We start from the raw sequence: 11,923 nt of genomic DNA on the forward strand, positions 1-11,923 counted from the left end.
TGTAGTCCAAAGGGGATCATACCATGCAGCAAGCAGTATACCGACTACTGCGGCGTTGATTCCAACCAAGGCCCCTTGGATTTTCGGGCTGTTTCGTAATCCGTTCCAAAAAGGGAGCGCACCGATCACAAGAAGAAAGGCTGGCAGGAAAATGCCGAAAATGGCAACCGCTGCCCCAATAATTCCGCCGGACATAGTCCCAAGGTAAGCTGCAAAAGTGAACAACGGGCCCGGAACCGCCTGTGTAGCCCCGTAGCCTGCCAAAAAGTCCTCTTGGCTAACCCAACCCGTAGGAACTACTTCGCGTTCTAAAAGGGGGAGGACGACATGTCCCCCGCCGAACACCAAAGAACCGGAACGGTAAAAGCTGTCAAACATGGCTAACCACCCGGCTTCTCCTGCCCCCCTGAGAAGAGGCAGTCCTGCCAGCAGCACAAAAAATACAACTAAACAGACGACCCCGAGGGTTCTGCTGATTGGTATTTGCAGGTCTGGTGTTGCCTCCGCAGCTTTTTTACGATAAAGCCATAAACCTGCTATTCCGGCAGCAACGATAATAAGGACCTGACTGAATGCCGTTTGCCAAGACAATGTAATGGCCGCTCCAATGACAGCGATTGTTACCCTGTCTCGGTCCGGTGTAAGCTTTTGCCCCATCCCAAGAATAGCGTGGGCAACGATGGCTACCGCTACGATCTTTAGTCCATGAATCCACCCCGCACTGCCAATATCATAGCCTTGAAGCAGGAAGGCAAAGGCAACTAACGCAATGACTGACGGCAGAGTGAAGCCTAGCCATGCCACAAGACCCCCAAGCAGACCCGCTCTTACAACACCTATTCCAATTCCAACCTGACTGCTCGCTGGACCGGGCAGGAATTGACAAAGAGCTACAAGGTCAGCATAACTCCGTTCATCCATCCATTTTCGGCGGCGTATGTATTCATTATGAAAGTACCCCAGATGGGCAACCGGCCCCCCAAAAGAGGTGAAGCCCAATTTAGCAGAAACCATCAGCACTTCTAAAAGTGCGCCTAATCTCCCCTTCTGAGCATCTTTCTGTGCTTCTTGCTGACCCGTTTGCATATCCTCACCGCTCCTTTGCTGCAATAACGTCGTTCTCAATCTAAAGGGAACAATACAAGGGGACCCAAACCAATATTCAAACTATTATGACACTTGTATATTTGGTAAACACATGAATTTGGTTAAAATACGGTTAAGTTATTGTACACAATCCTCACAACTCCCGAAACAGCCTCTCCCCATTCCGCTTCATATACCTATACAGCCCCAAACTTACCCCAATCATAATTGCGGCGGCTCCAAGCATGATAAGCTTCCCATCCACACCCGTCAGCAGAATAGACAGCCCAGCCGGAACAAGCAAACTAATCATCCCAATAAGCATTGCCACCAGTACCGCCGCACTCTGCTTGACCACCTGAACCTCACTTGTCCACTCCAGCTTAGGCAGTTTCAGGTTCACCATAACGCCTATCAGCGCAGAATAGCAGGCATAGATTACAGGGATTACGAGCAGTAAGAGGTTGTCCATCCATCCTGTCCGCAGCGATATTATCAGTAGTACACAGCCCATAATCGTGATAGGTACTGTAATGGTGAGATTTACAGCAACCTTGGCGAGCAGGATGATGTGCTTAGGTACAGGAGAGCTTTTGAGTATCCAAAGATTATTGCCTTCCAGAGAAATGGAGCTTGACGTTGTGCAGCTTAAAACTATGAACATGGAGACGAAGACAGGCGCCAGTGTATTCAAATAAATCTGCAGCTCAGGAATTTCGGCCAGCTCCCCCAGCTGCTCCGGGCTGATGAACAACAGGGAGACCGACGACATCAATAACAGAATCATGCCAATGCTTGTATTTAAAATATAAATGGAAGAACTGAAGTAGCGGCGCAGTTCCTTCTGATACAGAGCGTGAAATACCGTGGATGCTTCTAACGGCTTCATTGTATATTTACCGCCTGCATGGCTGGTCATTAGACCTGTATGAATCGCTTTATAACGCGACCCCAGTACAGCAGCAAAGATGACAAAGGACAGTACCGATAACAGAATAAATAAAATAAATGAATCTATCCGGTAGGCACAGACTGCATCGACATACATAGCCGCCAGTGGATACAGCTTATAGATCATATCTGCCAGTCCGGTGCCCAGATCAGCAAGTTCCTCCTGCCCGTTACCGTTCAGAGTAAATGAACCTGCCATGAGCGCAATCATGACGGCAAAGGTCAGGACAAGGCTGATCATCCGGCTGGCCCGGAACCGGGAAGAAAACCAGCTGATGAACGCGCCAATCACGGTTGCTGCAATAATCGGGACTAATGGAATACACAGCATTGCCGGCAGAAAAAGAAGATAATAATACGCCGCCGGATGTGCTTTTAGCGCATATACCGCACCTGCCGGCAGCATCACCATCAACGTGAAAAACAGATTCAGCACATAGAGCTGAAGAATACGGCTTGCAACCACATGACTGGTCTTTACCGGCAGCGACATCACCAAATCATAATCCTTATAGCTGAATAAGACTCCGCTTGCCTTATAAACCGTCGTGAAGAACCCTACCATCGAAGTAACAGCCATCATAATGGCGAGCAGCAGCTCCACCCGGCCGATCTGTTCAAAAGCCAGTGCCATCGCATAGCTATATCCAAATGAAAAAACTGCGATCATAAGCACACCAAGGACGATAGCGATACTTAGCAGCAGCAGTTTGCGTCTTTCCTTCACCTCTCGGGTATGCAGGGCTTTATTCAAGCCGAAGGCAGAGAGCAGCTGGATCTTCGTTAATCTCCAGATATTAATCATTATCGATCAGCTCCATGAATACATCCTCCAGGCTGTTCTCGCCCTTAACTTCTTCCGTCTTGCCGTGGGCAATCAGCTGGCCCGCCTTGATGATTGCAATTTTATTGCAGAGCTTCTCTGCGGTATCCAGGACATGTGTGGAGAAAAAAATCGCACTGCCCTCACTGCATAGCTCAGCCATGATTTTTTTTAGCATATGGGCAGCCTTGGGATCAAGTCCCACGAAGGGTTCGTCTAATACCAGCAGCTTCGGTTTATGAATAAGCGCCGAGATGATCGCCAGCTTCTGCTTCATCCCATGAGAATACGATGAGATCATATCGCCGAGATGTGCAGTCATTTGAAAAGCATCGTTGTATTTTTGAATGAGCCGCTCACGGTCCGCTTTGGATACACTAAAGAGATCGCCGATAAAATTGAGGTACTGGATCCCGGTAAGATGTTCGTACAGGTCCGGATTGTCAGGAATATACGCGATACGGGATTTACAGGCTAACGGGTCTTTTTTCATCGAAATCCCGTCAATTTCAATCTCTCCCTCTTCAAAATCAAGCACGCCTACCACCGCCCGGATGGTCGTCGTCTTGCCTGCACCGTTATGTCCAATGAAGCCGTATATGTCTCCCCGTTCGACCACTAAGTTCAGGTCATTTACTGCTTTTTTCCCGCCTTTATAGCTCTTGGTAAAATGTCTGATGGTCAGCATGTCCCTTCACCTCTTCCTAACTGATAGCAAATAATTATTATACGTACAGCATGGAGTAAACGTTCATTGGTGAATAAAATAATCTCTGCGGAAACCTTTTTGTCCGAATGCACGTCTAAAAGCTCAAATAAACCACAAACTACATCACGGGGTGAAGAAAAATGAAAAAAACATTCAAGCTTGTTACTCTATCCGCCGCCGCTGCTCTGGCGCTAACTTTTGCCGGACAACAATTCGCTTCCGCCGCAGCCTTCACAGATTTAAATAACGTCCCCGGTAAAGAGAAGATCATCGCCCTGCAAAATAGCGGCCTGATCAAAGGGATCAGCGCCTCCCAGTTCGGCCCGCATATTGCCATCTCGGAAGCAGAAGGGGTTCAAATGATCGTTAATAGCTTAGGACTGAATCTTGATCTGATCAGATTCGTTAAGGAGCCCAAGGCTTCGGACTACTTTGCCAATGCCAATGATTCCGCCTGGTACTCTCAGGCCCTCATTATAGCCGCTGTCCACGGACTGGACCTGCCGGCGGATTTGAAGCCGGGCCAGAAGTTAACACGCGAGGAATTCACGCATCAGCTTATTGATGCGATCGAAATTAGCGGCCGTCTGCCGATGATTAAGCCAGTCGTTGTGGAATTCAAAGACCAGGACCAAGTGAAGGCGGATTATTCCGGTTCGATCCAGCGCGCCCTGAACTACGGTGTAGTGCAGCTGGATGCAAACGGGAAGTTTAACCCGCAGCAGAAAATCACCCGGGCTGAAGCAGCCGTCGCAATCAGCAATGCGCTGGCATACCTGAAGGCTCATCCGGCACCTGAAGCTGCAAGCGAGATCCTTACGGCAGAACAGGCTGTTCAACTGATCAAAGAGGCTGCCGGACCTGACGCAGACCTGCAGATCAAGATCGCTCCCGCTTCCAGCATGAGCCGTGAATCCTTCACTTACCTGCTGGTGCATACGCTGCAAACGAGCGGCCAGCTGCCGATGATCAAGCTGAATCCGGTGGAGATCAAGGATAACAATGAGATCGACATCTTGAATTCAGGGGCCATTCAGACGGCAATCGCGCTTCAGATTGTGAACCTGGACGCAGACGGCAATTTCCATCCAAAAGACGCCATCACCCGTGCAGACGCTACCGCCATGGTGAGCCAAGTCCATGAGATCCTGAAAAAACCCTCAACCAAATAGGAAGTTCTCCCTGTTTGTACGGCCTAAAAAGGCCAGACCGTCACTTGCTGACTCGTCTGGCCTTATTTTGTAATTATTCACTGAAGGCGAACATGATCTCATGCTCTTTCCCCTGATGGATCTAACATAACGTGGATGGAACCCATCTCAGTCAGTTATAATCATCATTCTAAATTCTAGCGGGAAAAACCCCCTCTAATTCAATCATTTTACATCAAAAATGAACATTAGGTGGAAAAGCTCCCTCTAAATCCTCGAATTAGCTAATATTGAGCCATAATGGAGATATTAGCGGGAGAAAATCCCGCTAGCCACCATCACGATCCTTCCTGGAGGAATTTAGCGGGAGTAAATCCCACTACCGTGCCTCCATCTCGTTATTTTTCCAATAGTTTCACTTTTTAATCCTATCCTGTAATAATATGGTAAAATTAATCATCAATGATTCATGGAATAGGAAGTGAAAAAGATGAACTGGATTCAGGCCGCGGTAATTACCGCATCTATCCTGGCATTTCAGACAATCGGCGGACATATTCACTGGAACGACACAAGCACTATCGCGTTATCGTCTGTTAGTGCAACTGGCGCTGCCATAACTGAAAAAATAAATGAACTCCAATCGAAATTAAAATTGGGACTGACTAAAGAGGAGGTACAATCATTATTCACAGAAAAATTTGAGATCGCACATAACAGTGATTCAGAAAATGGAAGTGACTCTTATTGGAAATATGAATATTTCAAAGTACCCGGTTATGACCGTCCGGATGATCTTCCAGCTCATGCCGATCATGTTATAGATTACGATGCGCTGGTTAACAAACAACTTGGGGCTTATTTATATATGGAGTGGAAAAACAACAAATTAAGTTTGTATTCCATAGCGTATGTTAATTCTAAGGATAATGAAGTTCATCTATATGTTATGAGCCATGACGGAACGGTATCAGATAGACCTGTTAGCCCATGATAAGTTAATCATTCCGTAATAAATCAGATCCTCATACCGCTCTTCTTTCCGAACATGCTCTCTTAGTACCCCTTCTTGCTCCATACCTATTTAGCGCATCAAACTTCCTGAAGCCGGATTAGAGCCCAAGTACCGCGCGAATACTTTATAGTACTTTTTTTCATTAAAGCAAATTTCAGTACTGCCTGTGCTGCCTCTATGCTCCAGCCACATTCCCGTTTTCCTCTTCCTTGCTCATCCGCTTAAGCTTCCTATCGAAAATGATAAACAGTATAACACCCATCACACTCGTAATCACTTCCGTTACGGTCATAGACCAGATAACACCATTCAGTCCGAAGAGATAATGGAGCACGATAATCACCGGGATAAACAGGATGCCTTGAGTAATGGCCATAATCGCTGTAGGTGCGCCTTGTCCGGTGGCCTGAAAAATACTCATAAAAAGTCCCGTGAATCCATTAAACAAAGCCGAGAGCAGCATCGCTGCCAGGATCGTTACGCCGCTGCTAATCACAGACGGGTCGTTGGAGAACCAGTGCAGGACCGTGTCTCTGAAGATAAATACCAGGCTGACGAACACAATAGTAATCGTTCCGATGCAGGCAAAGGCATATTTAATACTTGATTTTAAACGCACGATATTGCGGCCGGCATAGGTAAATGCAAACAGCGGGATCAGACCGAGGAATAACCCCATCGACAGAAACTCCGGAACCTGAACGATTCTTAGTGCGACACCAAAGCCGGCGACCACATGGTCTCCATATTGAATGGCATAGTTATTCAGCAGGAGCGTTGTCACAATCAGAAAAGCGGATTGCAGCAGCTCAGAGATTCCGATTTTATATATTTCCAGCTTATCCTGAACCGAAATCCTAAAATGCTTCAAGAACCCTTTTAAATGTTCACTCTTTGTCTCCAGGAAATAGATGTAATAAACTACCGAGCCCACATTCGCCAGGATCATCGCCAGCGCCGCGCCCGCCACATGCCAGTTCAGTACCAGAATAAACAGCGGATCAAAAATCAGGCTAAGCGCCGTGCTGATAAACACCCCGTACATCGATTCCTTCGACGCTCCCTCAGAGCGTACCAGCTGCTCCAGCGCAAAATTGAGCACAATCACGAACCCGCCGGCGAACAGGGTCAAGGCATAGGTTTTGGTAAAATCAAACGTAGCGTCATCCGCACCAAGCAGCCGTGTAATCGGGTTAATCGCCAAAAAAGCAAGCAGTGCGATTACGATACCGGCGATAATACTCGCGTAGAAGGAATAACCGGCGATTCTCCGGCCCTTCTCCGGATTCTTCTCACCAGCCAGCCGGGTCACAAACGTCCCGCCGCCTACTCCCAGCACATTACCGAAGGCCATTAATACAGTAAAAATAGGCAGGCCCAGCGTAATCGCTGTCAGCATGTGCGTATTGTGCAGCAGCCCGATGAAATAGGCGTTGATAACATTGTAAATGGTCCCGACCGACATTCCAATCATCATGGGGATCGACAGATGGGCAATCGCCTTCTTCAGCGGAGCTGATTCCAGATAATATTGATTAGATGTTTCCTGGCTCATAATTCATTCCTCCAAGCGTTTCAATTGATAATGTTTAGTTAGAATTCTAAGTAACATGGATATCATAATAGTTAGAGTTCAAACTGTCAATACTCTAACTAAATCAACATTAAAAAACCTCTATACCGCTGCCAGCGCAAAAGAACTCTGACGGGTAAAGAGGAATTCCTCACAATTCAACTTATTCACAATCTATTATTCCTCAACAGGAAAAGTAACCACAAACACCGAGCCTTCCCCCACCTTGCTCTCAACCGAAACTTCTCCCCCGCACAGCTCCACAATGCGCCGCACCAGCGGCAGCCCGAGGCCGTTGCCTTCTGCCGACCGTGATTTATCCCCCTGATAGAATTTCACGAAGATATGCTTCATTACTTCCTCTGTCATCCCGATACCGGAATCTGTGATTGTCACAGTAACGGCATGGCCTGTTGTGGAGAGATGGACGGCAATTCCCCCTCCGCGGTCCGTAAATTTAATGGCATTTCCAAGTAAATTCAGCCAAACCTGCATCAGCAGATCTTCGTTGCCATAGAACACGACAGGTTCAAGGTCGAGGTCCAGATTGATATTTTTATCATTCCACTGGGCTTCCAGCAGCAGCAGGGCCTGGCGGATTTGCTCATCAAGGCCGAACTGGCTTTTGTCCACGATGTATTCCTGATTCTCCAGCTTGGACAGCTTCAAGATGTTACTGGACAGTGAAGACAGCTGCCTTGTGCTCTCAATAATCAGCCGGCTGTATTCCTGGCGTTCCTTAGGCGAAAGATCATGATCCTGCATTAGGGTGGCATAACCTTCGATCGCCGCGATCGGTGTTTAGAATTCATGCGAGACATTAGCAATAAAATCATTACGCAGCGTCTCAATGCCGCCCAGCTCCTGCACCATGCGGTTAAAATTGACGGCCATCTCCCCAAGCACATCGACTCTATGCTTCTCATGCGCAACTCTGATGCTGAAATCGCCTTTGGCAACCTGCTTGGCGGCTTCACTGAGATCAATGATCGGGGTCAGGATTTTGCGTCCCGAAATCGCAGTGATAACCGTCCCGATCAGAATGCTGGCAATCATTACGAAGGAAATCGGCCAAAAGATATTGAACCGGCCCACATCGATAATTCCCGAATGTACGATCAAAAAGCTCATCAGTGCCATTAACAGCGCCGCGCTCAGCATAATCAAGAACACCATTAGAACCAGCGTCCCCCACAGGTTGCGTATTTTCTTCGGCCTGATCAACAGCGCTTCACCGCCTTATACCCTAATCCCCGGACGGTAACAATCTCGAATTCAGGACAGTCTTTGAAGCGTTCACGCAGCCTGTTGATATGCACATCCACGGTACGTGCATCCGTCTCCGAGTCCATCCCCCAGATCTCGTCCATCAGCTGCTGGCGGGTAAAGATTTTGTTCGGGTAGGACAGCAGCTTGTACAGAAGATAGAACTCCTTTTGGGGCAGCAGCAGGCTTTTATCCCCGCGGTACACCGTAATGGAATCCGAATCCAGTATAACCTCCCCGATAACCAGCCTGCGTTCATTCGCAATCTGTGCCCGGCGCAGCAGCGCCCCGACACGCAGAATCATCTCGTTCACATCAATCGGCTTCACCATATAATCATCCGTACCTGCCAGATATCCGCGCTGCTTGTCCTTGAAGCTTTCTTTTGCGGTAACCATCAGCACCGGAGTATTATAGCCTGCCCCCCTCAGCCTTTGGATCAGTTCATATCCGTCCACATTCGGCATCATAATATCCGAGATAATCAAATCGATATAATGTGTATCCAGCAGCTCCAGCGCATGTTGTCCATCCACTGCCATCACCGGGTTATACCCGTGTTTGGTAAGCACAGTCCCGATCAGCTGCCGCAGCTTGTCGTTGTCCTCTACTACAAGAATGTTGATCATTTCTCCACCTGCGTTCCCTCAAGGATCAGTAATCTTTTTTAACATTGTACAACAACTTTATGAACCCATTATGAACGGAGAGCGTAACACTTACTATACATATGCAGCTCCCCGGCTGTCAGGCTGTACGAGTTGATGTTCAGTTCATAATCGTATGTTACGCTTTGCACACACAAGAGAGATGGATGGATTAAGAGAGGATGAGATTACAGTATGCTGCAATTGAAAAACATTTCCAAAAGTTATACCACGGGCAGTTTCACGCAAATCGCTTTAAATGATGTCAGTCTGGATTTCAGAAAAAACGAGTTTGTGGCGATTCTCGGACCCAGCGGTTCAGGCAAAACAACCTGTCTGAATTTGATCGGCGGGCTCGACCAATATGACAGCGGGGACCTGATCATTAACGGAACCTCGACCAAACATTTCAAGGACAGTGACTGGGATGCGTACCGCAATAACAGTGTGGGCTTTATCTTTCAGAGCTATAACCTGATCTCCCACCTGAGCATTACAGACAATGTGGAAATGGGCATGACCTTAAGCGGTGTAAGTGCTGAGGTCAAACACCGCAAGGCTGTAGAAGCGCTGGAGAAGGTCGGACTGAAGGAGCATATCCACAAAAAGCCCGGCCAGCTATCCGGAGGCCAGATGCAGCGTGTTGCCATCGCCAGAGCACTGGCTAATGATCCCGACATTATTCTCGCCGATGAGCCGACCGGTGCACTGGATACGGTAACCAGCGAACAGATTATGGAGCTGATCAAAGAGATTGCCAAGGATAAACTGGTTGTCATGGTCACCCACAATCCGGAGCTGGCCGAGGCTTATGCCGACCGGACTGTACAGTTCAGGGACGGAAAGGTCATTTCGGACAGCAATCCCCCAAGCGAGATTCAGGAGAATACCAATTATCAGCTGAAAAAGACGGCCATGAGCTATTTTACCGCTCTCAAATTATCCGGCAAAAATATCTCCACTAAGAAGTGGAGAACGGCGCTCACCGCCTTCGCCTCCAGCATTGGCATTATCGGTATTGCGCTAATCCTGTCGCTCTCGAACGGGTTCGACAAGCAGATCAGCAGTTATGAATCCGGGGCGTTATCCAATTTCCCGGTGACCATCAGTGAATCGGCTGCCAGTATTGATCTGTCCGGCCGGCCGTCGGAAGATGCCGGGAAGACAGACAAAGAGTGGACAGAATTCACCAGCGCGGGTGAAATCTACCCTTATGATCCGGCTGTCAACACCATCCTGCACACGAATGTGTTAAGTGAAGAGTATCTGAATTATCTGGACGATATCGATCCCGCCCTGCTGGACGGTGTGTCTTACAGCCGTAAGGTGAGCATGAATATTCTCAGATCCGACGGCGCTACCGCTGTTCCCGTCGATACGGCAAGTCTGAACTTCACCTCGTATCCCGATAAGCCCGCCGGTGCTGAAGGCAGCTATCTTGCGGATTATTATGATCTGCTCACCGGAAGCCTGCCGGAGAAGTCCACGGATCTCGTTATGGTCGTCGATGAGTACAACCGGATGAATCAAAGTATTCTGGAAGCCCTCGGCCTCGATTACAAAGCAGCCAACATCAGCTTCGATGATATTATCGGCCGGGAGTTCAAGCTAATCTATAACGATGATTACTATATTGAATCTGACGGCATGTTTAAGCTAAACGGCAATGCTGCCGATCTTAGTGAAATGTATAACAGCGGCAATGCCGTCACGTTGAAAATTTCCGGAATCATCCGCAAGCAGCAGGATTCGCCAATGTCCACCATGTCAGCGGGAATTGCCTACTCTGACAGTCTGGCGGAAGAGTTTATAACCAATGCGAAGAACTCGGCCATTGTCAAAGCCCAGGAACAGCAGGATCAGGTCAACGTCCTTACCGGCAAGGTGTTCTCACAGGTCAGCAGCATGGGAAGCGGTATGGGTATGGGCTTCGGGATGAGCAGCTCCGGCGCAAGTACTGATCCGGGCAGCTCCATGTCTAAGGAAGATACACTTGCCGCCCTGGGTGCAGTAGCTACACCATCCTCGATCTCTTTATATCCAAAAGATTTTGAAGCTAAAGAGGGTATCGTGAAGTATCTGGATCAATGGAATGAAGGCCGCAGCGACAAAGAAATGATCGTTTACACCGATTTGGCTGAGATGGTCACCAGTCTCTCCAGCGGCATTATGGACGGAATTACCATGGTGCTGATCGCTTTTGCCTCCATCTCGCTGGTCGTATCCCTGATTATGATCGGGATTATCACTTACATCTCTGTGCTTGAACGGACCAAAGAAATCGGTGTACTCCGCGCCTTGGGTGCACGCAAAAAGGATATTACGCGTGTCTTTAATGCAGAGACCTGCATTATCGGTTCGCTCTCGGGACTGCTGGGCATCGGGATCGCTTATCTGCTGACCATTCCCGTCAACATCATCCTCAAGTCGATTACCGACCTGTCCAATGTGGCCCAGCTGAACCCGCTGCATGCCTTCGGACTCGTCGTACTCAGCGTCGGACTGACCATGCTGGGCGGATTCATCCCTGCCAAATTCGCAGCGAAAAAAGATCCGGTGGTTGCACTGCGCAGCGAATAAGTTAACTTGTTAACAGCGGAATATGGTTAGATATGAGGGACTGGTCTTGGACCGGCCCCTTTTTTTCATTATAATAAGACATAAAAACTATATTACCTGAACAAAAGGGTTACCCAATGGCG

10 protein-coding genes are annotated in these 11,923 nt (G+C 48.3%); 3 read left to right on the top strand and 7 right to left on the bottom strand.

Annotation, left to right across the window (positions count from 1 at the left end):
- The 3 genes from chrA to AQR02_RS17715 all read right to left on the bottom strand — a co-directional run.
- Positions 1–1,086 (bottom strand): chromate efflux transporter (gene chrA / locus AQR02_RS17705; protein ID WP_245237525.1); only part of this gene is annotated, 1,086 nt, incomplete at its 3' end.
- A 154-nt stretch (positions 1,087–1,240) separates the two neighbouring features.
- Positions 1,241–2,842 carry a hypothetical protein gene (locus tag AQR02_RS17710; protein ID WP_054941611.1) on the bottom strand — a complete coding sequence of 534 codons (1,602 nt, stop codon included), beginning with the start codon at positions 2,840–2,842 and terminating at the stop codon, positions 1,241–1,243.
- The gene (locus AQR02_RS17715) at positions 2,835–3,548 is read right to left on the bottom strand and encodes an ABC transporter ATP-binding protein (RefSeq protein WP_054941612.1); all 714 of its coding nucleotides are present in this window, start codon (positions 3,546–3,548) and stop codon (positions 2,835–2,837) included. Before AQR02_RS17715 ends, AQR02_RS17710 begins: the two co-directional genes overlap by 8 nt.
- A gap of 161 nt (positions 3,549–3,709) precedes the next feature.
- Between AQR02_RS17715 and AQR02_RS17720 the strand changes: the two genes are divergently transcribed.
- Positions 3,710–4,741, top strand: a complete 1,032-nt coding sequence (locus AQR02_RS17720) for an S-layer homology domain-containing protein (RefSeq protein WP_082451893.1) — start codon at positions 3,710–3,712, stop codon at positions 4,739–4,741.
- Between the two features lie 469 nt (positions 4,742–5,210).
- On the top strand, positions 5,211–5,714 hold the full coding sequence (locus AQR02_RS17725; protein WP_054941613.1) for a hypothetical protein: 504 nt from the start codon (positions 5,211–5,213) through the stop codon (positions 5,712–5,714).
- Between the two features lie 196 nt (positions 5,715–5,910).
- Here the strand turns inward: AQR02_RS17725 and AQR02_RS17730 are convergent, their stop codons facing one another.
- From AQR02_RS17730 to AQR02_RS17740, 4 genes are all read right to left on the bottom strand, one after another.
- The gene (locus AQR02_RS17730; protein ID WP_054941614.1) at positions 5,911–7,290 is read right to left on the bottom strand and encodes an MATE family efflux transporter; all 1,380 of its coding nucleotides are present in this window, start codon (positions 7,288–7,290) and stop codon (positions 5,911–5,913) included.
- Between the two features lie 195 nt (positions 7,291–7,485).
- Positions 7,486–8,103: a sensor histidine kinase gene (locus tag AQR02_RS33105; protein WP_342447482.1), complete on the bottom strand. Its 618-nt coding sequence runs from the start codon at positions 8,101–8,103 to the stop codon at positions 7,486–7,488.
- Positions 8,104–8,109: 6 nt separating this feature from the next.
- Positions 8,110–8,532 carry a HAMP domain-containing protein gene (locus AQR02_RS33110; protein WP_209444173.1) on the bottom strand — a complete coding sequence of 141 codons (423 nt, stop codon included), beginning with the start codon at positions 8,530–8,532 and terminating at the stop codon, positions 8,110–8,112.
- Positions 8,529–9,203 carry a response regulator transcription factor gene (locus tag AQR02_RS17740; protein WP_054941615.1) on the bottom strand — a complete coding sequence of 225 codons (675 nt, stop codon included), beginning with the start codon at positions 9,201–9,203 and terminating at the stop codon, positions 8,529–8,531. Before AQR02_RS17740 ends, AQR02_RS33110 begins: the two co-directional genes overlap by 4 nt.
- A 213-nt stretch (positions 9,204–9,416) precedes the next feature.
- Here AQR02_RS17740 and AQR02_RS17745 point away from each other — a divergent pair, with 213 nt between their 5' ends.
- Positions 9,417–11,801, top strand: a complete 2,385-nt coding sequence (locus AQR02_RS17745) for an ABC transporter ATP-binding protein/permease (protein WP_054941616.1) — start codon at positions 9,417–9,419, stop codon at positions 11,799–11,801.
- Positions 11,802–11,923: the final 122 nt, after the last annotated feature.

The organism is Paenibacillus ihuae (assembly GCF_001368795.1).
Lineage (GTDB): Bacteria > Bacillota > Bacilli > Paenibacillales > Paenibacillaceae > Paenibacillus_AQ > Paenibacillus_AQ ihuae.